The organism is Halorarum salinum, assembly GCF_013402875.1.
Lineage (GTDB): Archaea > Halobacteriota > Halobacteria > Halobacteriales > Haloferacaceae > Halorarum > Halorarum salinum.
The window spans coordinates 1,628,227-1,648,002 of the sequence record NZ_CP058579.1 but is presented as its reverse complement, the minus strand read 5'-3'; the positions used below and the strand labels follow the sequence as shown (position 1 = coordinate 1,648,002).

The window sequence follows — 19,776 nt, the reverse complement described above, 5'->3', positions numbered from 1 at the left end:
GCCCGTCGCTACAGTTCCGGGACGGTCACGTGGAACTCCCCGTCGCGCGACTCCACGAGACACAGGTGGAACCCGCGCTTCCGTGAGAGCTTCACGAAGCTCTTCTGCTTGCTCCGACTGAGCAGGCCGCCGCCCGTCGCGTCGGCGACCGACTCCAGCGCGCCGGGTTCGAAGAAGGAGGCGGTGACGTGGAACGCCGACGCGAGGTCGTCGTACTGGTCGGCGACGCCGCTCGCGCCCTCGACGAGGTCGTCGAGCATCGACTCGGTGGTCGCGTCCCGCGAGTCCGTGACGTTGGCGACGACGAGCGGGTCGCCCATCCTGTCGCGCAACACCACGTCGAACCGCCGCTCCTCGGCCTTCTTCCCCTGCTCGTCGACGAGGTCGACGACGGCGTCGAGTTCCGCCCGGTCCACCTTCGGGATGGCGTCGAACAGCCCGCGCATCGCCGACTCGTTGCCGGTTGCCTGGATCTCGTACAGCAGGTCGCGGACGACCCACTCGACGAAGCCGTACTCGATGGTGTCGGCGAGCCACTCGCGGTACGGCCGCCCGCCGACGACCGCGTCGCCGTCCTCGAACTCCGTGTGGACCTCGAGCCGGAGGTTCTCGTTCACCTCGTCGCCGGACGTCCCGCCGGCGTGGGCCTTCTCCAGGGTCGCCTCCCCCTTGGATTCGTACCGGACGAAGAGGTTCGTCCCCGCGAGCGCCCGCGAGGGGGGCACGGTTCGCCCCTCCGTCGCGTCGCCGCCGGTCTCCGAGAGCTTCGCGCGCGCGTCCGCCAGGTCGGTCCGCAGGGTCTCGATCCGTCCCTCGAGCCGGTCGTTCTCCTCGCGCAGGCGGTCGACCTCCGAGCGCGCCGCCGCCAGTTCCTCGCGGGCGGTCGATAACTCCTCGGCGACGGCCCCGCGGTCGTCCGCGTCCGGAGCGTCCTCGGCACGCCGGCCGTCCCGACTCCGTTCCGCGGCCTCCTCGGCCTCGTCACGGGCGTCGGTCCCGGTCGACGACCCGGACCGCGACCGGGTCGGTCCCCCCTCGGCCGGCTCCGACGACCCGGCGGATTCGGACTCCCCGGGCTCACCGGGCGAGTCGGCGCGGTCCCGGGTTCCGGAACTGCCGGCGCCGGAGGCCACGCTCTCCCGTCCGTTCGTGGGTCGGCGCCCGGACGCCTCCGGTCGCTCCGCCCGTCCGGTCTCGTCGGGGTCGAGCGAGGGGATGGCGCGCGTCTCGCGCCACTGCTCCTCCGCGGAGAAGGGGTCCGACTCCGAGGCGGCGACGGCGTCGGTCGGCTCGCCGTCGCGTCGCCGCTTCGCGGCCCTGGACTCCTCCCGGGGGTCGGGCGGGCTCCCGTCCGGCTCGCTCCGTCGACGTTCGTGCTCCTCGGCCTTCTCCGCGGCGGTGGAGCCGACCGGCGGGGAGCGGCCGGGGTCCGCCCCCTCGCCGTCGCCCGCGTCGACGGCGTCGGGCGAGTCGCCGTTCGTCGCGGGGTCCTCGGCCGAACCGCCCGTCGCCGTCGGCCCGTCCGTCGCGGCGGGCTCGTCCGGCGTCCGCGACGGCTCGTCGTCGTCCCCGGGCGCTGGGTCGGCCGCGGCGTCGGGCGTCTCGCGGGCCCCGTCGGCGTCCGGTTCCTCCGTCGGCGTCGCCGTCCCGGCCCCGGCCCCGGACGCGCCGGCGGCTGCGTCGCTTCCCGTCCCTGACCGGTCCGGTTCCGGGTCCGGTTCCGGGTCCGGTTCAGGCGGGTTCGGAACGTCGACGACGTCGACGTCGACGGTCCTGACCTCGTAGATGCCGACCTCGTCGTCGGCGCGCTCGAACGCCTCGTCGCCGGTGAGCGTCTCCCGGCTGTTGCCGACGAACGCGCACGCCAGCCGGTTGCCGCCGTGGTAGACCACGTAGTAGTCGCCCGAGAGCACGTTCTCCGAGAGCTCGACGTAGCCGGTGAAGTTGCCCGCCGAGAGCTTCGCGTCCGCCTCCGAGAGCGGGGTGTCGTTCGTGTAGTACTTCGCTTTCGTCTCCCCGCCCGCCTCGCGCATGGCGAAGAGGAGCGGAAGCGAGGGGTCGGGAGCGGCGTACGCCGTGCCGTCGGCGTCCTCGAAGGACTCGATGGTCCCCCCGGTCACGCCGACGACGCGCCCGTTCAGGGCGAAGAGCCACGCCGTTCCGTCGGTGACCGCCCCGGTGAACTCGCGCTCGGCGAGTTCGTGGAGGCCGCCGTACCCCCCCGAATACGGCTCGGATCTCCATCCGGTCACCGCGTCGACTGTCTCGCTGTCCATTGCCGGTACGTCCCCGCGTGCGATGCAAATACGTTTCGTTCGGTGTGACGGACGTCTTGCGCGAGTGACCTGTTACCCGGAATTCCTGTACTTCGAACTACATCAATTCGCAGCCCGACGTTCCGGACGACGGACGACGACGGTCATGCGGCGACCGCGTAGGTGAACAGGAAGCCGAAGTAGAGCAGCACGATGGCGCCGAGCGCCCTGATCTGGAAACTCCGGAGGTCGGCCCGTTCGTCCTCGCTCGCCGCGACGTACCGGTCGCGCTCCTCGGCGGTCAGCTCCGCGTGCGCGAGTCCGAGGTGGAGGTCGCGGTGGCGCTCGCGGGCGAACGGCGCGCCACAGCGCGGACACTCGTGGACGGTCGCGCCCTCCGGGACGTCGAGGTCGAGGCCGGGTGGCGCGTCCGATCCCGCATCGTCCTCCCGAACCGCGTCCGAGCGGGTGTCGGCGGTCATACGAGCGGGGGCGCACCTCCGGGGCGCGTGAGTATCCAGAGGCTCACCATCGTGTAGACGACCATCGCGGCGGTGACGCCGTACTGGCTCCGTATCGCCTGGAGCCTGTCGGGGAACAGGTCGTACGCCGTCGCGTGGGCGACCCACACCGCGAGCAGGTGGCCCCCGAGCACCGCGGCGATGCCGACTCCGCCGATCCACCCCGGAACGAGCAACTGCGGCGGCGACGGCGGCGGCGACAGCGGCGCGGCGAGCACGACCGCCAGCGTGGGTGCGAGCGCGAGCACGGAGCCCAGGTTGTGCGCGAGGTGGTAGCCCGCCGCGATGGCCAAAAGCGAGGGGGCGAACCGCCGGCCGAGCGCCGTCGCGGAGACGAACGTCTCCCCGTACCGGCGAGCGGCCCGAACGGCGACGGCGTAGGCCGCCAGGAACAGCGCGTAGCCCACGACCATCCCCACCGCGTACACCAGCAGCGGGTGCAGACCGGCGAGGAACAGCGTCCGTGCCACCTCCGCCCAGGCCGCGGTGCCGACGAAGCCGTCGAACGTCGTGACGAACAGCACGGCGACGACGAACGCCACGTCGCTTCGGGCCCGAAGCCAGCCCGCGTCGGTGAGTCCCATCCCGGGGAGCCGGAGTCGGAGGCCCCGGCCGGTCCGGTGGATCGGCGCGACCCGGCCGTACGCGGCGAGCAGCCTGGAGACGGGGTCCGCGTTACCGAACCAGTCGTCCGCGCCGAAGGCGACGCTGCCGGCGAGCGAGAGCAGGCCGTAGCCGACGACGACGAGCGTCAGGAGCCGGGGGTCGTCCGCGAGCGGCGTGACGACCTCCAGGAAGACGAGCGCGAGCAGGCCGACGACGGCGGGCCAGCGGCCCCACGAGTCCGGGTACTCGCGGTCGAGCGAGGGGAGCGCGAGCGCGACGGTCCGGAACGGGTTCACGGCCGGCCAGGTGTTCCCGAGGAGGTACGCGGTCGCGACGTAGGCGCCCCACCAGGCGACCCAGACGAGGAGGACGGCGGCGTTCCGGTTCCCCACGTCGGGCCCGAACGCGCCCGCGACGAGCACGAACGCGAGCCCCGCGAGCCCGAGCAGTCGACCCGCGAGCGTCGCCGTCCGGCCGGAGTCCCCGAGCAGGTCCCCCCAGGCGTCGAGTCTCCGGACGTACGCGCGGTCGGTCACGAAGGACGCGAGCAGGAACGAGGCACCGATGACGCCCCCGCCGGTCGCGAGGAACAGCCACGTCGGGACCGCGAGGTCGCCGGCGCCGGCGCCCCGGACGCCGCCGGCGTGCGCGAGCACCCGTCCCGGGAGCGCGAGGGCGGCCAGCGCGAGGAGCGAGAGGGCGACGAGAACCGGCCGGGGGCGCGGGGGGGCGCGGTCGGTCATCGGCGGCGCTACGAACGGGGGCGGGGAGTAGCTTCCGGAATCGCCGTCCCTACGGCCGGTCCGATCGCTCCAGTTCCTCGCGGAGGAGCGTGCGGTGACACCGCTTCTTTCCCGTGTTCTCGTAACAGACGAGCGCGACGTCCTCGCCGTCCTCGAGCGCGTTCCGGAGGCCGTCGACGGCCGCGGTCGCCTCCGCGGAGTCGGCGAGGTGGTCGCGGTAGCGGTCGGCGAAGTCGGCCCGATCCCACGCGGCGTTGTGGGCCTCCTCCTCGCAGAAGCCCGCGATCTTCAGGTCCTCCTCGGCCCGCTTCACGTCGTCAAGCAGGCCCTCGGGCGGGCCGAGTTCGGGCCGGTTCTCGTCGACGGCGCCGGCGAACCACCGGGTCTGCCGGCGGACGACTCCGACCAGCCGGGTCCCCTCCGGCAGGTCGACGAGGTCGTGCCGGAGCGCGGCGACGTACGTGTCGTGGAGCGCCACGTCCGAAGGTGGGTCGTGATCGGACAAAAGGGTTCGTGCCGACCGGGCGGGTCCACCGCGGTCGGCGCCGCATCGTCCAGGTCGAGGCTGCATCGTCCAGGTCAGTCCCCCGTCGATCCGCCGACGTGAACTAGCCTGCGCCGTCCGTCTACGCCCGTTTCGAGCGCGCCTCCCGGACGCCGGCGCCGTCCCGGATAAGGTCCTCACACGACGGGCAGACCCGGACCTCCGACATCCCCTCCGGGGCGAACACCCGGACGTACCGCTCGGTGACGAACGACTCGCAGTTCGAGCACTCCGGCATACATCGGCGGGTTCGTGCGGACCAACGTAGTCCTGTCGGCCGTCGCGTGAGTCGACGCTGGACGCGGGCGAATCGGACGCGGATGGAGGGATTTTTGGTGCCCGGCGGGGAACCACCGTCCATGGCTACGGAAACGGAAGACGCCCACGACGACGGGCACCACCTCCCGGCGGTCGAGGACTGGCCGCGCGGCTTCGGGGAGGCGTCCTGGTGGCCGTTCGTCACCGCCGTCGGGGGGGCCGGCATCTACGTCGGCGCCGCACTGTTCCTGATGGGGAACGCCGGCATCGTCCCGTCGATCGCCGGGCCGGCGGCGTTCGTCGGAAGCGTCGGGCTGTTCCTCGTCGGGCTGTACGGCTGGCTCTACCACGCGTTCGTCGTCCACTTCTGGGAACGGGGCGCCGACGAGCACAGCGCCTCGAAGCTCCGGTGGGGGATGGTCGCGTTCCTCGGCACGGAGATCGCCACGTTCAGCGCCGGCTTCGTGTACTTCTTCTTCATCCGGAGCGGGGCCGGGTGGGCCGACGTGAGTCCGCCGCACCTGCTCGGGTCGCTCATCATCGCCAACACGAGCATCCTGCTGCTCTCGTCGGTGACGCTCCACTTCGCGCACGATGCCATCCGCGAGGGCAAGCGCGGCCGGTTCCTCGGCCTCCTCGCGCTCACGCTCCTGCTCGGGATCGTCTTCATCGGCGGGCAGGCGTACGAGTACTACGAGTTCATCGTCCACGAGAACTTCACGCTGACCACCGGCATCTTCGGCTCGGCCTTCTACGGGCTGACGGGCCTGCACGGCCTGCACGTCTCGATGGGCGCTGTGTTGCTCGCCATCGTGTTCGCCCGCGCGCTGATGGGTCAGTACTCGGCGGAACGGCACGTCTCCGTGACGACCGTCTCGATGTACTGGCACTTCGTCGACGCCGTCTGGGTGCTCCTCGTCGTCGTGCTGTACGTCGGCGCCGAGGTCGGCGGCGCCGTCGCCTAGTCCCGGACGCGGATCTCCTCGATCTCCTTCCTGTCGCCGTCCTCGTACCGGTAGCGCACGCCCTCCTCCTCGTCCTCGGTGACGCGGTGTGAGCCGTCACAGAACGGCCGCTCGTCGCTCAAGCCGCACATGCAGACGGCGACGTCGCCGTACTCGGGGTCGACGTCGGACTCGTCGAGCCTCACTGGCCCGGTCGCCTCGTGGGTTACCTCGCGCATGGACGAGTGTCGGGGCTCGCGTGTCTAAGGGTTGTCGCGGGTGTCGGTGGTCGTGGGAACCGGACGTGACGGCTTCCGGGGCGTTCCGGACGGTAGAAACGAGCGAGCCCCGGCCACATCGGCGACCAGCGCTCACGACCACCTCGAACGCGACCGCTCGGAGACGACGGACTCCCGCCTTTTTGAGGCCACGCGACGACCCCTCCCGCATGGAGTACACCACCCTCGGCGACACCGGGATGAAGGTCAGCCGGATCTGTCTCGGCTGCATGAGCTTCGGCGACTCGAACTGGCGCGACTGGGTGCTCGACGAGGAGGAGGGAATCGAACTCGTCGAGCGGGCGATCGACCTCGGGGTCAACTTCTTCGACACGGCGAACATGTACTCGGCGGGCGAGTCCGAGCGCGTGCTCGGGGACGCGCTCGACGGGTACGACCGCGACTGGACCGTCGTCGCCACGAAGGGCTACCACCCGATGCGCGAGGACGACCCGAACTCGGGCGGGCTCTCGCGGAAGGCCATCGAACAGGAACTCGACAACTCGCTCGACCGCCTCGGGATGGAGACGGTCGACCTCTACCAGACCCACCGCTGGGACGACGATACCCCGATCGATGTAACCCTCCGGGCACTCGACGATGCCGTTCGGCGGAACGAGGTGCGGTATATCGGCGCGAGTTCGATGTGGGCCCGCCAGTTCGCCGAGGCGCTCCACGCGAGCGACCGCCTGGGGCTGGACCGCTTCGCGACGATGCAGAACCACTACAACCTCCTCTACCGGGAGGAGGAGCGGGAGATGCTCCCCCTCTGTGAGACGGAGAACGTCGGCGTCGTCCCGTGGTCGCCGCTCGCCCGGGGCTACCTCGCGCGCCCGCACGAGGAGGCGGAGTCGACGACCCGCGGGGAGTCGGACTCGCACGCGCGGCGGCACCCGTACCTGGAGGGCGGCGGCCGCGAGGTGAACGAGCGCGTCGGGGAACTCGCCGCCGAGAAGGGCGTGAAGATGGCCCAGATCGGCCTCGCGTGGCTGTTCTCGAAGGACGTTGTCGACGCGCCCATCGTCGGCACCACCAGCGTCGAGCACCTGGAGGACGCCGTCGAGGCGCTCGACGTGAAGCTCTCCGCGAGCGACGTCTCCTACCTGGAGGAGCCGTACGAACCCGTCCGCGTGTCTGGCCACGAGTGAGGTCGCCCCGGTCACCGCGGCGCTGTGGACCCGTCGCACCTGCGCGGACCCGTGGCGGCCGGTCCGTCGTCCTGGTCGAACACTGCTAGATTGTAACCGTACCATTATCCATTAATTAATTCCCTCCCCGCCACATTTATTACCCGAAGGCGTGGTCGTCACGTCGTGTCACACCAGTCGCGGCGAACGTTCCTGAAGTGTAGCGGCGCAGCCCTCGGCGGCCTGTTCGCGGGAAGCACGGTCGTCGCGGCCGAGCGAACCGACCGGTTCATCGTGCGGACGAGCGGGACGGAGGTCCCGAGCGACCTGCCGGTGGTTCACGAGCTCCCCGGACTGGCGTACGCGGTCGTGGGGGCGAGCGAGTCGCCGGTCGACGCCTCCCCCTCGGTGGAAGCGTACGCGCCGGACGTGGAGGTGTCGCTCGCGGAACCGGAAGTGAACGACGCGGCGCCGACTGCCGGGGAGACCGGCGCGGACGACGAACTCTATCCGCTCCAGTGGGACAAGCAGTTCCTGGACGTTCCGTCGGCGCACGAGACGACGCGGGGGGAGGGGACGCGGGTCGCCGTCATCGACAGCGGCGTCGCGGCCGGCCACCCGGACCTCGACGTGAACGAGGACCTATCGCGGAACTTCACCGGCGACGGCTTCGGCGCGGGGATACCCGCCGGCGGCTACCACGGCACCCACGTCGGCGGGATCATCGGCGCGAGCGACGACGGGTTCGGCGTCGTCGGAACCGCGCCCGCGACGGAGCTCGTGGACTGCCGGGTGTTCTCCCCCGGCGTGCTCGCCTCGTTCGCGGACATCATCGCCGCGATGGTGTACAGCGCGTCCATCGGCGCGGACGCGGCGAACCTCTCGATCGGCGCCTATCCGGTCGCCCGGCGGGCCCAGGGCGCCTTCTACGGGAAGGTGCTCAACCGCGCGATGACGTACGTCAACGGGGAAGGGACGCTGCTCTGCGTCTCGGCGGGGAACGACGCCGCCGACCTCCAGCACGACGGGAGCTTCATCAGCCTCCCGAACGAGGGCGCACAGGCGTGCAGCGTCTCGGCGACGGGTCTGGTCGGGTTCGGGTGGGACGCCGGCGACGCGGCGGAGCCACCCGAGAGCCCGGCGTACTACACGAACTACGGGACGAACGCCGTCACCGTCGCCGCACCCGGCGGCGACGCCGATTCCACCGCCATCGGCACCGGCGTCCCGTGGTACCTCGATCTCGTGGTGAGCACGGTCGCGGAGCCCGAGTTCCGTTACGAGGACGTCGACGGCGACGGGGAGGAGGAGCCGGTCGAGTATCTCGGCGCGAGCTACGACCACGGATGGGCCGCCGGAACCTCGATGGCCGCCCCGCAGGTCGCCGGCGCCGCCGCGCTCGTGAAGTCGGTCAACCCGGACTTCGACGCGAACCGGATCGAGTCCGTCCTGAAGCGGACGGCCTCCGTGCCGGACGGGTACGACGGGGCCTACTACGGCGCCGGCGTCGTCGACCCCGTTGCCGCGCTCGAGGAGTAACCAACGCAGTACCAACCACCCCTTCGCGGTCCCGACCATCCCTCCGCGATACTTACCATCTAGAACGAGATAGTTACCCGTTACCGTTCGTTTAACGTTCGTTCCCGGATGGTATGGAACTCATTACTATCCCGGTAGGTACCGGTTCGAGTCGCATGGGGTTCGTTTGGGTGTCCCAGTTCGTGTGTGCCGCCTGCGGCGCGCGGGAGGCGACGACGAGAGTGGAGTACGACGACCTCGGGTACGCAGTGTGTCCTGGCTGTGGTCGCAACGGACGGTTCGCGGGACGGGGAGCGACGAGCCGGTCGCCGGTGAGTCACTGACGGGCGCGCCGGCGACGCGCCCGCCTCCGCCACGTCGGTACGGAGCCGTCGCCGGGTGTGCGACGGCGTCCGGACCGACCCGCTCGGCCGGCAGCCGCGACGCCGAACCGGCCGATTGACAGTAGCGGGCCACGAGGACCCTTGCGTGAGCTGGCAACCCGTCGAAACCGACGGTCCGTACGACGAGCACGAGCGCGCGGACGGCCTCGCCACCGTCAGGGTTCGTGAGCGGTCCGACGGCGGCAGCGTCGTCCGACTCGACGTCCTGGAACAGGCGCCGGAGGGACCGTCCTACCGGCGGGAGGCGTGTGAGGACCGCGAGGCAGCCGAATTGCTCGCGGCGGAGTGGATGGACGAGTTCGACGTCGAGTGAACGCGTCGAGCCGGCCGCACGAACCCGGTTCCGGACTGGTTCAGTTCTGGAACCGTTTCGTCGTCTCCACCAGCGGGTGGCGGGCGTAGTCGACCACTTCGATGTCGTCGATCGACTCCAGCCCCTCCTTGCGCGCCGTCTTCTGCATACCCAGGTCGACCGGCTCCCCGAGGACGATGACGTACGCGTCCATCTCGTCGACGTCGGCGCGGGCGGCGGCCATCACCCGGTGGTGACCGTCGGCGAGGACGAGGGTCCCGCCGTTGTCGATGACGACGAGGGGCTCGGCCAGTCCGCGTTTCAGCTCGTAGTGGCGCCCCTCCAGTTCGTCGGCGTACACCCGCGCCTGCGTCGGGACGAGGTCCGCGAGCGCCACCGTCCGCCGTTCCTCGGTCAGCGTCACGTCGTGGATCTCCTCCAGCGTCCGCATCAGCTTCCCGACCTTCTCGGGGGTCGCGCGCTCGATCTGGCTCCGCACCACGTCCGTGTTCGAGATGATGCCCACGAGGTTGCCCGCGTCGTCGACGACCGGGAGCTTCTGGATGCCCGACCGGAGGATCACCCGCGCGGCGTCGGTGACGTTCATGTCGGGGTGGGCGACGATGATGTCGTCGGTCATCACGGTGAAAAGCGGGGCGTCGGGGTCCGCGCGCAGCAGGTCCCGCGCGCTGACGAAGCCGACGACCGTCCGGCCGTCCGTGACCGGGAAGCCGTTGTGGCCGTCGCTCTCGACGACGAGTTTCGAGACCTCCCCGACCGTCTCGTCGGGAGACACCGTCGCCACGTCGCGGGTCATGTACTCCTTGACCTTGGCGCGGCGCATGTCGAGCGAGAGGTCGTCGCTGCCGTTCGAGAGCGTCATGCTGTTCGGCAGGTCGGCGCAGGCACGGGAGCCGTCGTCCGTTCCGGAGGTAGTACGTTCATCGGATGGTCGAGGGGGTCGGATCCGGGGCCGCCGGCTTTCGTCCGGAGATTGCGCCCCAGGGATATCAACGGTTGGGGTTCGCGGAGGTCGCCCCCGGCGGGTCACGACCGACGCTCAGTCGTCGTCCTCGTCGGGGAACGGGACCTCGCGGTCCGGTTCGTGTGTCGGCGCCGAGGGGGCGTCCGCGAGCGTCTCGAAGAACCGGCCGGCGATGAACTCCTCGACGATCTCGGCCACCGACTCCGACTCGCCCTCCTCGACCGCCCCGAGGATGCCGAGCGGGACCTGTGCGCCGGCCATGTCGGCGTGTCCCCCCGCGCTCCCGATCTGGCCGAGCGCGTCCCGAAGCGTCTCGCCGAGGTCGACGTCGGCCCCGCGGGCCCGGCCGGAGACGTACACCGTCCCCTCGGAGAAGCCGTAGACGAGCGTCGTCGTCACCCCCTCCATTTCGAGGAGCTGCTCGGCCGCCTGCGCGAGCGCGTCCCGGTCCGAGAGCTCCCCCACGAAGGAGGCGACCGTCTCGCCGCGCCTCCTGCGGTTCCGGATGGCGCGGCCGATCGTGTCGAGCACCTCCGAACTCTTGCTCGGGGACTCGACGCGCGCGAGCGAGGCCGAGTCCGCGTGGGGGAGGAGGAACGTCGCCGCGTCGAAGTCCGCGTCCGACGTCTCGCGGGTGAAGTCCTTCGTGTCGATGCGGATCCCGTACAGCAACGCGGTGGCGACCCGCTCGCCGGGGTCGAGCCCGAACCGTTCGAGGTACTCGGCGAGCAGCGTCGACGTGGCGCCCACGTCCGAACGGACGTCGATGAACTCCGCCTCCACCGGGAGCCGCGGCGGGTGGTGGTCGATCACGATCGTCGGGCGGACGTCCTCGGGGAGGCCGTCGTTCACGCCGGGGCGGGAGTGGTCCACGAGCGCGAACGCGTCGTACTCGTCCCGCGGGTCCGTCTCGGGGTCGAGGTTCCGCATCTCCAGTTCGAGGAGGTTGACGAGCGCGCGGTTCTCCTGGTGGGAGATGTCGCCGTAGTAGCACGCCTCGGCGTCGGTCCCGACGAACTCCGCGAGCCTGACCAGCGCGACCGCCGACGCGATCGCGTCCGGGTCCGGGTTGTCGTGGGCGACGACCGCGAGCGTCCCCTCCACGCCGCGGAGCGCGCGGAGCAGCTTCCACATCCGCTCGGCCGGTTCGTCACGGACCGCGTCGAGCACGCGTTCGGCTGTCACGCCGACGGGGTCGACGACGCGGTCCGCGACCCCCGAGAGCGCCTCCAGATCCGCCTCGTTGGCGTCGTCGCCGGCGTACGCGAGGACGAACGCCCCGGGGAACCGTTCCCGGGCGTTCCTCGTCGCGGCGCGGTTCGGGGCGGCGCGCTCGCCGGCGACGACGACCATGTCCGTCCGGTCCGGGTACGTCGAGGGGTCGGTCGGGTCGGCCTCGACGGCGCTCACGTTCTCCTCGCGGAGCGCCGTCGCTCGCCCGCTGTCGTCGGTCACGACGTGGAGCTCGCCGGGGCGGGTCGAGAGCGACGCGACGACGTCGTGTCCGACCGCCCCGCAGCCGAGGACCAGCCGACGCATCACGAACGCAGGTCGGGGCCCTGCGGGAAAACCCTACCGTACCGGGCCGGCCCATCCACCCGCCGTACCCCGGTCGACCCGCCTCGCCGTGTTCTTCCGGCCGGCCCACCGCGACCGTTGAACGCCCAAAACTTATCCCACAGCACGGAAACCCACGACCGATGGCGACGGAGCCCTCCACTCACGACGACGGCTGCCCGAAGTGTGGACACACGGACGCCGAGGTCGGGAAGATGTCCACCACGGGCGGCGGGCTGTCGAAGATGTTCGACATTCAGACGAACAAATTCAGGGTCGTCTCCTGCACGAACTGCGGCTACTCGGAGCTGTACCGCGACACCGGCTCCGCCGGGAGCGACATCGTGGACGTGTTCTTCGGGTAGATGGCCGCGGAGGGCGTGTTTCTCCTGCCGTTCCTGGCGTTCGCGGTCGGCGCGCCGCTCGTGCTGTACGCGCTGGTCCGCGACGAGCGGAAGCGGGACGCCGAGAACGTCACGGACCGCGCGTCCGCCGAACGGGCGGCGCGGCGGGACCGCGACGACCGGCCGTAACCCGGTCGGCGGTCGGGCGGACGGTTCGCCCGGCGGGGGTTCCGCTCACTCCTCCGCGACCTCGTCGCCCTCCCAGCCCTCCGTGTAGACGTCGTCATCCGGGACGCCGGCGTCCGCGAGGTCCTCGGTCGTCTCGACCACCATCTCCGGAACGCCGCAGACGTAGAAGTCCGTCCCCTCGGGGTCCAGGTCGTCGCCGAGGTCCCCGACGACGTGCTCCTGCACGTGCCCCGTCGGGCCGTCCCAGTCCTCGCGGGAGAGCACGTAGGTCACGTCCACGTTCCCATAGTCGGCGTCGAACTGATCGAGCGTCTCCCGGTAGATGAGGTGCTCCCGGTCGGTCTCGCCGAAGTAGAAGCGGGCGTCGCCCTCCCCGCGGTCGACGTAGTCCTTCAGCATCGCCATCGTCGGCGTGATGCCGGTCCCGGCGGCGAGGAAGGCGACGTCGCGGTCGGGGTTCCGGAGGTGGAGGTCGCCGTGCAGGTCGCCCAGTTCCACCTCGTCGCCCTCCGACCGCTCGTGCATCCAGACCGACGCCGTGCCGTCGTCGTACCGCTTGATGGCCAGCGTCACCTCGTCGGTTCCGGGGCGGCTCGTCGGGGTGTACGGCCGCTCGACCTCCTCGCCGTCCCGCTCGAACCGGACGGTCGTGTGCTGTCCGGGTTCGTACTCGAAGGTGTGGCCGGGCGCGCGGAGGCGGAACTGTTTGACGTTCGGGGTCACGCGGTGGACCGACCGGACGCTCGTCGTGACCATGGAGGACGTCGGGGCCGGCCGCCCAAAGGGGTGATGGCGGCTCCCGGGCCGGGGTCCCGCCGCCGTTGTCGTGGCGCGGCCCGCGGGGTCACCGGTCGTCCCCGTCGACGAGCGAGAGGACGCGGACGCGACGCACGGCGTCGAAGTCGCGCAGGCGGTACACGAGTTCCCGGACGCGTCCCACGTCCCCCCGGCAGAACACGGTCTCGAGGCACCACCCCTCCTGGTGGACGTGGGAGGTCGTGGTGATGACGTCCCCGTACTCGTGCTGGACGTCGTGGAGCTCCCGGATGACCTCGTCGTGGACGTAGTCGAACGCGATGACGGCGGCGACCTCGCCGGTCGCCTCCTCCAGCCGGCTGTGCCGCTCGACGTACTCGGCCATCGCCTCCCTGACCGCACGCGAGCGCGACTCGAACCCCTCGGCCTCCGCCACCGCGTCGAACTCCGCGAGCGCCCCGTCGGGGACGTTCAGGCTGGTCCGCATGTGTTCCCTTCGGTCCCCCGGCCGGTTCGGCGTTTCGGTATTACGCCCCCCGCGACGCGGTCATAACAGGCGTTTTCCGGGGACGCCGCGGAGGGAGGGGCATGCTCCACGACGTCGCCCCCGGCCTGCTGCTCGGGGCGCTCGCGCTCGGCGCGGTCCACGGCGCCGAACCGGGCCACGGCTGGCCCATCGCCGCCGCCTACGCCTTCGACCGGGCGAACGCCTGGCTCGCCGGCCTGGTCGCCGGCCTCGTCATCGGGGTCGGACACCTGCTCTCCAGTCTCGCGGTCGTCGGCGCGTTCTTCCTGCTGAAGGCGCAACTCGACCTCGACGGGCTGACCGAACCGCTCACCGTCGCCGGCGTCCCGGTCGGGTCGCCCATCGGCGTCGTCGCCGGCGTCCTCCTGATCCTGCTCGGGATCCGGGAGTACCGGGGCGGCGGGCACTCACATTCCCACGAGGAGGGAAACGGCGACTCACACTCGCACGGCGACGACCACGGGCGACCGCACTCGCACGGGACCGATCACGCACACCACCACGAGGGGGACGGCTCCACTGCCGGTCGGTTGCACGAGGACGTGGCGTTCGCGACCCCCGACGGGCACGCACACGGCGGTTCCCGCGGGCACTCGCACGATAACTCACACGGAGGTACCTACGGGCATTCCCACGATGAGGATGGTCGCTCCCACGAGCACGGGATCGCACACGACCACGACGCCCACGACGGCGGGGTCCTCGCCCGCCTCGCGGCGGCGCTTCCGCTCGTCGGCGGGGACGGCGGCCACGCGCACGACCACGGCTCCCCCTCGGCGGAGGACGGGCTGTACGGCATCGCCGTCTCCGCGTTCGTGCTCGGGTTCGCCCACGAGGAGGAGTTCGAGATCATCGCCATCTGTGCCGGCTCGGACCACTGTCTGGGGCTGATGCTCGCGTACGCGCTGACGGTCGTGGCCGTCATCACCGCCCTGACGCTCGCGCTCGTCGCGGGCTACGAGCGGTTCGAGGACCGGATGGAGCGGTACGCCGAGCACTTCCCGACGGTTTCGGCGGTCGTGCTCTGCGCGATGGGCGTCGGGTTCCTGGTCGGCCTGTTCTGAGCCGTCACCCGACCCGATCCGACGGTCCCGTCGGAACGGCGGCCGACGGGAAGTTTCGGGTAACGACGACGTGGGGCGCGTCTCGTCCGCCGACCGCCCGCAGCACGGCGAGTCGCACGATCTACCTGTGCCGCTCTTTCACGGGGCGAAGCTATGCGCTCTCGTCCCGTACTCGGGATGGTCACGGTCGAAGCGACACCGCCGGACCGAAGGAGGGAGACTGGAACCGCCACGTCAGCCGACGGGACCGAGATCGCGTTCGAACGGACGGGAAGCGGGCCGCCGCTCGTGCTCGTCTACGGCAACGGAGACGTTCGCGACTTCTGGGAGGAGGGCGGGGTTCGGCCCGCGCTCGCGGACCACCACGGGTCTACGCCGTCGAGCGTCGCGGTCGCGGCGAGAGCGGCGACTCCGCCGGGTACGAACTCGAGCGGGAGGCCGAGGACGTCGCGGCGGTCGTCGGGGCGATCGGCGAACCGGCGACGCTGCTCGGCCACTCCGGCGGCGCCCTGTACGCGCTAGAGGCCGCCCTTCGGACCGACGATCTCCGCGCGCTCGTCCCGTACGAACCGCCGATACAGGTCGGCGGAAACGAACTCGACGTCGCCGAGGAGGTGGCCGAGATGCGGACCCTCGTCGACCGCGGCGAGAGCGAGCGGGCGTTCGTATCGTTTCAGCGTGACGTCGTCGGCCTCCCGGACGACGAGATCGACGCGCTTCGTTCGGCACCGATCTGGGGGAAGATGGTCGACGCGGCCCGTACGCTCCCCCGCGAGTTGCGGGCGATCGCCGAGTACCGGTTCGAACCCGCCCGGTTCGCGGACGTGACCGTGCCGACCCCGTTGCTGTCCGGCGGCGAGAGCCCGCCGTTCTTCGGGGACGCGACGGAAGCGCTCCCCGACGGCCGGGTCGTCACCTTCGAGGGAGAGGGCCACATGGCGGTGCACACCGCGTCGGACCGGTTCGTCGACGAGGTGCTCGGGTTCGTCCGGGACACGAACTGACCGACCGACGACCGTTTCCACCGGCGACCGTTCCGACCGGCGATCGTCCACCCCTTCGGCTCCGGCGGCAGTCCACTACTGGGTACCGTCGGTCGTACGATCCGACCGTCCGACCCACGCCAAACTACAACTCCGACGCCGCGCATACTCCACCCGGAGATGCGCTCACTGCCAGTCCGCGGCGCGCTCGCCGTCGTCCTCTCGCTGGCCGTCAACGGCCTGGTCGTGTGGGCCGTCACCGCGACCGGCGCGGTCCGGCCGTTCGAGCCGCTGAACTACCAACCGGTGTTCCTCCTCACGGCGGCCGGCGCGGCCGGCGCGACGCTCGCGTACGCGCTCGTCCGCCGGGTGAGCGACCGACCGCGGCGCACCTTCGCCGTCGTCGTGGTGGTCGCGCTGCTCCTGTCGTTCGTCCCCGACGTGGCGTGGCTCCCCGGCGACCCCGGGGCGACGACCGCCGGCATCGCCGTCCTGATGCTCATGCACGTCACCACGGCGGCGATCTGTTTCGTCGTGCTCACGCGATGACCCCGCCGGGGGCTACTCGGGGCCCATCCCCTTCCCGCGGAGCTCCGTCAGCGCGGACTCGGACTTCCCGAGGCCCGGGAGGCCCATCCCCCGGAGGACGTGCTCCGCCTTCGTGAACTGGATCTCGCCGTACTCGACGATCTGGATCCGGTTGCCCCACGGGTCGTGGAAGTCGAGCCCCGTCGTCCCCAGCGGCTCGACGCCGCGTTCGGCGAGCGCCCCCTCCACCGCGGCCGCGTCGTCGACGACGAGTCCGAAGTGGCGGTGGTCGTCCGTCGCCTCCGCCGCCTCCCCGCCGGCTGACTGGTCCGCCTCCACGAGCGCGAGGAACTGGTCTCCCACGTCGAGGAACGCGGCCGACCCGATCCGTCCGCGGAGGTCGAACTCGAAGAGCGCGCCGTAGAAGTCGAGCGCCTCCTCGAGGTCGGCGACCTCGAGCGCGACGTGATTGATGCCGACGAGCCGTGCGCGGGACGTGTCGGTCTCTGACATCTGGTTCACCCGAGTAGCACGTCGACGCCGACCACCAAAGAACGTCGGCACCGCCGCCCCGCCGGAGCGGCGTCCGCGCCCGGGCGACCGCCGCCGTACCGCGGGAGGCTACCGGAACCGGCCGAGGAGGCGGTAGCGGTCGTCGGGCTCGTACTTCCGGAACAGCATGCTGTTCGCGAGCACCGACACCGACGAGAACGCCATCGCGCCGGCCGCCAGCACCGGCTGGAGCAGCCCCAGCGAGGCCAGCGGGATCATCGCGGTGTTGTAGCCGAGCGCCCAGAACAGGTTCTGCTCGATCTTCGCGAGCGTCCCCTCCGAGACGTTGATCGCCTTCACCACGTCCCGCGGGTCCGAGCGCATCAGGGTCACGTCGGCGGCCTCGATGGCGACGTCGGTGCCCGAGCCGATGGCGACGCCGACGAAGGCGGACGCGAGCGCCGGCGCGTCGTTGACGCCGTCGCCGACCATCATCGCCCTCGAGCCGTCGGCCTGGATCGACTCGACCGCGTCGGCCTTGTCCTCCGGGAGGACGCCCGCCCGGACGTTCGCGCCGTCGATGCCGACCTCCCGGGCGACCGCGCGGGCGGTCCGCTCGTTGTCGCCCGTGATCATGTGGACCGTCACGCCGCGCTCCCGGAGCGACGCGACCGCCTCCGCCGCGGTCGGCTTCACCTCGTCGGCGACCGCGAGCACGCCGAGCAGTTCCCCGTCGAGCGCGACGAGGACGGCGGTCTTGCCCTCCTCCTCCAGTTCGGCCATCGCGTCCCGCGCCGGCTCGGGGTCCGCGCCCTCGTCGGCGAGCAGGTCCGGCTTGCCGACGACGACGGTGCCGTGCTCGGTCCGCGCGCGGATGCCCCGGCCGGAGACGTTCTGGAGCACGTCGAGCTCGCCGGATTCGACGCCGCGCTCGCCGGCGCCGGCGACGACCGCCTCGCCGATGGGGTGCTCGCTCCCGCTCTCGGCGGTCGCCGCGACCTCGAGGAGGAACGACTCGGTCACGTCCCTCGGGCGTCCCGCGCCGGCCTCGGCGTCGGCTGTCCCCGCGTCCTCCGGCACGGCCCCGTCGGCCGCGGGCGTCACGACGCGGGCGTCGGTGAGCGTCATCTCGCCCTCCGTGAGCGTCCCCGTCTTGTCGAAGACGACCGCGTCCACGTCCTTCACGTGCTCCAGGACGTCGCCGCCCTCGAACAGCACGCCGTTCCGGGCGCCGATGCCGGTCCCGACCATCGTCGCCGCGGGCGTCGCGAGCCCCAGCGCGCAGGGGCAGGCGATGAGCACCGCGGCGGCGAACACGAGCACGGCGAACTCCGAGGCGCCGACCGCGGCCGGGCCGCTCGCCGCGAGCCCCCACAGCGGGAGGCCGCTCACGAACCCGGCGAGCGCCTCGGGCGCGAGATACCAGACGGCGCCCCACAGCAGGGCGTTCGCGACGACCGCGGGGACGAAGTACGCCGAGATGCGGTCCGCGACGTTCTGGATCTCGGGCTGGCGCGACTGCGCCTCCTTCACGCGCTGGACGATCTGCTGGATCGCCGTCTCCTCGCCGACCTTCGTCGCCTCGACGATCAGCACGCCGTTCTCGTTCACGGTCGATCCGACGACCTCGTCGCCCGGTTCCTTCGAGACGGGCATCGACTCGCCGGTGACCATCGACTCGTCGACCGCCGACTCGCCCTCCCGGACGACGCCGTCCGTCGGGATCTTCTCGCCGGGGCGGACCTTCAGTCGGTCGCCGACCTGGACGTCCTCCAGTGGGACCTCCTCCTCGCGGGCGTCGACTGCTTCGCCGTCCGCCCGGGGCGTCTCCGACGCCCCGTCGTCCTCCCGGACGACCGTCGCCGTCTCGGCCTCCATCTCCAGCAGCGAGCGGAGCGCCTCGCTCGCCCGGCCCTTCGATCGGGCCTCGAGGTAGTTGCCGAGCGTGATGAACACGAGGATGAGCGCGGCCGTGTCGAAGTAGAGGCCGGCCTCCGGGAGCACGCCGATCAGCGCGACGACGGAGTAGACGTACGCCGTCGTCGAGCCCAGCGCGATGAGCACGTCCATGTTCGCGCGCCCGTTCTTCACGAGCGCCTTGTAGGAGTTCTCGTAGAACGGCTTGCCGAGCACGATCTGGACCGGCGTCGCGAGCAGGAACTCGGCCCAGCCGACGGAGTAGCCCGCCACCTCGTCCGGAAGCAGGCTCCCCCCGAGCAGCAGGTTGTCGGCCATGAACAGCAGGAGCGGCGCGGTCAGCGCGGCGCCGAACAGGGTCAGCCTGAGCTGTCGCCGGATCTCGCCCTCCCGGGCCGCCTCGCGGCGATCGGATTCGGAGGCCTCGCCGCCCTCCCCGTCGTCGCCGCGGATGGGCTCGTAGCCCGCCGCCTCGACGGCGTCGTAGATCTCCGCGCGCGTCGTCGCCGACGGCACGTAGCTCACGGTGGCCTCGTCGGTCGCGTAGTTCGCGTCCACGTCGAAGACGCCGGGGAGCGCTCCCACGGCGTCCTCGATGGTCCCAGAGCAGTTGGCGCAGGTCATCCCCGTGATACCGACCGAAACCGTCTCCGCGATCGGCTCGTAGCCGGCGTCCTCGATCGCCCCGAACACGGACGAGAGCGAGGTACGCTCCGGGTCGTACTCGACGGTCGCCTCGTCGGTCGCGTAGTTCACGTCCGCCGAGACGCCCTCGAGATCCGCCAGCGCGTCCTCGATGGTCGCCGAGCAGTTCGCGCAGGTCATGCCGGTTATCCCGACGGTGACGCGGGTTCGCTCGCTCATTACGCGTTCGTAGGGGCTCCACCTTCAAGCGGCTTTCCACTTTCGTAGTTCGGATGAACGGGGAGTAAACTTTGGTACCTA

The 19,776-nt window shown here is 71.3% G+C and carries 21 protein-coding genes; 9 read left to right on the top strand and 12 right to left on the bottom strand.

The annotated features are described in order from the left end of the window. Nucleotides 1-8: 8 nt before the first annotated feature. The 5 genes from HUG12_RS07910 to HUG12_RS07890 all read right to left on the bottom strand — a co-directional run bounded on the left by HUG12_RS07910 (nt 9) and on the right by HUG12_RS07890 (nt 4,907). Nucleotides 9-2,276, bottom strand: a complete 2,268-nt coding sequence (locus HUG12_RS07910; RefSeq protein WP_179268239.1) for a DUF7527 domain-containing protein — start codon at nt 2,274-2,276, stop codon at nt 9-11. 143 nt (nt 2,277-2,419) lie between these two features. After that, nucleotides 2,420-2,737: a DUF7410 domain-containing protein gene (locus HUG12_RS07905; protein ID WP_179268238.1), complete on the bottom strand. Its 318-nt coding sequence runs from the start codon at nt 2,735-2,737 to the stop codon at nt 2,420-2,422. Next, a complete protein-coding gene (locus HUG12_RS07900; RefSeq protein WP_179268237.1) occupies nt 2,734-4,125 on the bottom strand; it encodes a hypothetical protein in 1,392 nt (463 codons plus the stop codon). The genes HUG12_RS07905 and HUG12_RS07900 overlap by 4 nt, the downstream gene beginning before the upstream one ends. A gap of 49 nt (nt 4,126-4,174) precedes the next feature. Continuing rightward, complete coding sequence (locus tag HUG12_RS07895; RefSeq protein WP_246308159.1) at nt 4,175-4,603, bottom strand: DUF488 family protein, N3 subclade; 429 nt, start codon at nt 4,601-4,603, stop codon at nt 4,175-4,177. Nucleotides 4,604-4,751: 148 nt separating this feature from the next. Beyond that, entirely contained in the window at nt 4,752-4,907 is a 156-nt protein-coding gene (locus HUG12_RS07890) for a DUF7563 family protein (protein WP_179268235.1), read from the bottom strand. Nucleotides 4,908-5,028: 121 nt separating this feature from the next. On the opposite strand from HUG12_RS07890, the gene HUG12_RS07885 reads away from it, so the two are divergent. Next, nucleotides 5,029-5,892, top strand: coding sequence for a cytochrome c oxidase subunit 3 (locus HUG12_RS07885; RefSeq protein ID WP_179268234.1), 864 nt, complete (start codon nt 5,029-5,031; stop codon nt 5,890-5,892). Here the strand turns inward: HUG12_RS07885 and HUG12_RS07880 are convergent. After that, on the bottom strand, nt 5,889-6,110 hold the full coding sequence (locus tag HUG12_RS07880) for a CDGSH iron-sulfur domain-containing protein (RefSeq protein WP_179268233.1): 222 nt from the start codon (nt 6,108-6,110) through the stop codon (nt 5,889-5,891). The genes HUG12_RS07885 and HUG12_RS07880 overlap by 4 nt on opposite strands. Before the next feature lie 209 nt (nt 6,111-6,319). On the opposite strand from HUG12_RS07880, the gene HUG12_RS07875 reads away from it, so the two are divergent. From HUG12_RS07875 to HUG12_RS07865, 3 genes are all read left to right on the top strand, one after another. Further along, a complete protein-coding gene (locus tag HUG12_RS07875; protein WP_179268232.1) occupies nt 6,320-7,297 on the top strand; it encodes an aldo/keto reductase in 978 nt (325 codons plus the stop codon). A 165-nt stretch (nt 7,298-7,462) separates the two neighbouring features. After that, nucleotides 7,463-8,815, top strand: a complete 1,353-nt coding sequence (locus HUG12_RS07870) for a S8 family peptidase (protein WP_179268231.1) — start codon at nt 7,463-7,465, stop codon at nt 8,813-8,815. Between the two features lie 468 nt (nt 8,816-9,283). Then, on the top strand, nt 9,284-9,511 hold the full coding sequence (locus HUG12_RS07865) for a DUF7543 family protein (RefSeq protein WP_179268230.1): 228 nt from the start codon (nt 9,284-9,286) through the stop codon (nt 9,509-9,511). Nucleotides 9,512-9,551: 40 nt separating this feature from the next. Here HUG12_RS07865 and HUG12_RS07860 read toward each other — a convergent pair whose 3' ends face one another. Further along, entirely contained in the window at nt 9,552-10,334 is a 783-nt protein-coding gene (locus HUG12_RS07860) for a CBS domain-containing protein (protein ID WP_179270607.1), read from the bottom strand. Between the two features lie 216 nt (nt 10,335-10,550). Further along, nucleotides 10,551-12,017, bottom strand: a complete 1,467-nt coding sequence (locus tag HUG12_RS07855; protein ID WP_179268229.1) for a DHH family phosphoesterase — start codon at nt 12,015-12,017, stop codon at nt 10,551-10,553. A 158-nt stretch (nt 12,018-12,175) separates the two neighbouring features. On the opposite strand from HUG12_RS07855, the gene HUG12_RS07850 reads away from it, so the two are divergent. Both HUG12_RS07850 and HUG12_RS07845 read left to right on the top strand, forming a co-directional pair. After that, nucleotides 12,176-12,397: a zinc ribbon domain-containing protein gene (locus tag HUG12_RS07850; protein WP_179268228.1), complete on the top strand. Its 222-nt coding sequence runs from the start codon at nt 12,176-12,178 to the stop codon at nt 12,395-12,397. Then, the gene (locus HUG12_RS07845) at nt 12,398-12,565 is read left to right on the top strand and encodes a hypothetical protein (RefSeq protein ID WP_179268227.1); all 168 of its coding nucleotides are present in this window, start codon (nt 12,398-12,400) and stop codon (nt 12,563-12,565) included. Nucleotides 12,566-12,610: 45 nt separating this feature from the next. Here HUG12_RS07845 and HUG12_RS07840 read toward each other — a convergent pair whose 3' ends face one another. Further along, nucleotides 12,611-13,321, bottom strand: a complete 711-nt coding sequence (locus HUG12_RS07840; protein WP_179268226.1) for a ferredoxin--NADP reductase — start codon at nt 13,319-13,321, stop codon at nt 12,611-12,613. 88 nt (nt 13,322-13,409) lie between these two features. After that, the gene (locus HUG12_RS07835; RefSeq protein WP_179268225.1) at nt 13,410-13,808 is read right to left on the bottom strand and encodes a CopG family ribbon-helix-helix protein; all 399 of its coding nucleotides are present in this window, start codon (nt 13,806-13,808) and stop codon (nt 13,410-13,412) included. 101 nt (nt 13,809-13,909) lie between these two features. Here HUG12_RS07835 and HUG12_RS07830 point away from each other — a divergent pair, with 101 nt between their 5' ends. The 3 genes from HUG12_RS07830 (at nt 13,910) to HUG12_RS07820 (ending at nt 16,443) form a co-directional block, all read left to right on the top strand. Continuing rightward, complete coding sequence (locus tag HUG12_RS07830) at nt 13,910-14,911, top strand: hypothetical protein (RefSeq protein WP_179268224.1); 1,002 nt, start codon at nt 13,910-13,912, stop codon at nt 14,909-14,911. Next, on the top strand, nt 14,872-15,915 hold the full coding sequence (locus HUG12_RS07825; protein ID WP_218836461.1) for an alpha/beta fold hydrolase: 1,044 nt from the start codon (nt 14,872-14,874) through the stop codon (nt 15,913-15,915). Before HUG12_RS07830 ends, HUG12_RS07825 begins: the two co-directional genes overlap by 40 nt. Before the next feature lie 159 nt (nt 15,916-16,074). Continuing rightward, on the top strand, nt 16,075-16,443 hold the full coding sequence (locus HUG12_RS07820; RefSeq protein WP_179268223.1) for a DUF6069 family protein: 369 nt from the start codon (nt 16,075-16,077) through the stop codon (nt 16,441-16,443). A 12-nt stretch (nt 16,444-16,455) separates the two neighbouring features. On the opposite strand, the gene HUG12_RS07815 is transcribed toward HUG12_RS07820, so the two are convergent. Together HUG12_RS07815 and HUG12_RS07810 are read right to left on the bottom strand one after the other, a co-directional pair. Then, complete coding sequence (locus tag HUG12_RS07815; RefSeq protein WP_179268222.1) at nt 16,456-16,935, bottom strand: VOC family protein; 480 nt, start codon at nt 16,933-16,935, stop codon at nt 16,456-16,458. A 108-nt stretch (nt 16,936-17,043) separates the two neighbouring features. After that, nucleotides 17,044-19,695: a heavy metal translocating P-type ATPase gene (locus tag HUG12_RS07810; protein WP_179268221.1), complete on the bottom strand. Its 2,652-nt coding sequence runs from the start codon at nt 19,693-19,695 to the stop codon at nt 17,044-17,046. Nucleotides 19,696-19,776 lie beyond the last annotated feature (81 nt).

What these genes read in the sequence shown, in the direction of transcription:
- HUG12_RS07880 (WP_179268233.1), bottom strand. Translation starts at nt 6,110, where the DNA reads ATGCGCGAGGTAACCCACGAGGCGACCGGGCCAGTGAGGCTCGACGAG.
- HUG12_RS07845 (WP_179268227.1), top strand. Translation starts at nt 12,398, where the DNA reads ATGGCCGCGGAGGGCGTGTTTCTCCTGCCGTTCCTGGCGTTCGCGGTC.
- HUG12_RS07850 (WP_179268228.1), top strand. Translation starts at nt 12,176, where the DNA reads ATGGCGACGGAGCCCTCCACTCACGACGACGGCTGCCCGAAGTGTGGA.
- HUG12_RS07860 (WP_179270607.1), bottom strand. Translation starts at nt 10,334, where the DNA reads ATGCGCCGCGCCAAGGTCAAGGAGTACATGACCCGCGACGTGGCGACG.
- HUG12_RS07900 (WP_179268237.1), bottom strand. Translation starts at nt 4,125, where the DNA reads ATGACCGACCGCGCCCCCCCGCGCCCCCGGCCGGTTCTCGTCGCCCTC.
- HUG12_RS07820 (WP_179268223.1), top strand. Translation starts at nt 16,075, where the DNA reads ATGCGCTCACTGCCAGTCCGCGGCGCGCTCGCCGTCGTCCTCTCGCTG.
- HUG12_RS07830 (WP_179268224.1), top strand. Translation starts at nt 13,910, where the DNA reads ATGCTCCACGACGTCGCCCCCGGCCTGCTGCTCGGGGCGCTCGCGCTC.
- HUG12_RS07840 (WP_179268226.1), bottom strand. Translation starts at nt 13,321, where the DNA reads ATGGTCACGACGAGCGTCCGGTCGGTCCACCGCGTGACCCCGAACGTC.
- HUG12_RS07875 (WP_179268232.1), top strand. Translation starts at nt 6,320, where the DNA reads ATGGAGTACACCACCCTCGGCGACACCGGGATGAAGGTCAGCCGGATC.
- HUG12_RS07890 (WP_179268235.1), bottom strand. Translation starts at nt 4,907, where the DNA reads ATGCCGGAGTGCTCGAACTGCGAGTCGTTCGTCACCGAGCGGTACGTC.
- HUG12_RS07835 (WP_179268225.1), bottom strand. Translation starts at nt 13,808, where the DNA reads ATGCGGACCAGCCTGAACGTCCCCGACGGGGCGCTCGCGGAGTTCGAC.
- HUG12_RS07905 (WP_179268238.1), bottom strand. Translation starts at nt 2,737, where the DNA reads ATGACCGCCGACACCCGCTCGGACGCGGTTCGGGAGGACGATGCGGGA.
- HUG12_RS07815 (WP_179268222.1), bottom strand. Translation starts at nt 16,935, where the DNA reads ATGTCAGAGACCGACACGTCCCGCGCACGGCTCGTCGGCATCAATCAC.
- HUG12_RS07910 (WP_179268239.1), bottom strand. Translation starts at nt 2,276, where the DNA reads ATGGACAGCGAGACAGTCGACGCGGTGACCGGATGGAGATCCGAGCCG.
- HUG12_RS07810 (WP_179268221.1), bottom strand. Translation starts at nt 19,695, where the DNA reads ATGAGCGAGCGAACCCGCGTCACCGTCGGGATAACCGGCATGACCTGC.
- HUG12_RS07885 (WP_179268234.1), top strand. Translation starts at nt 5,029, where the DNA reads ATGGCTACGGAAACGGAAGACGCCCACGACGACGGGCACCACCTCCCG.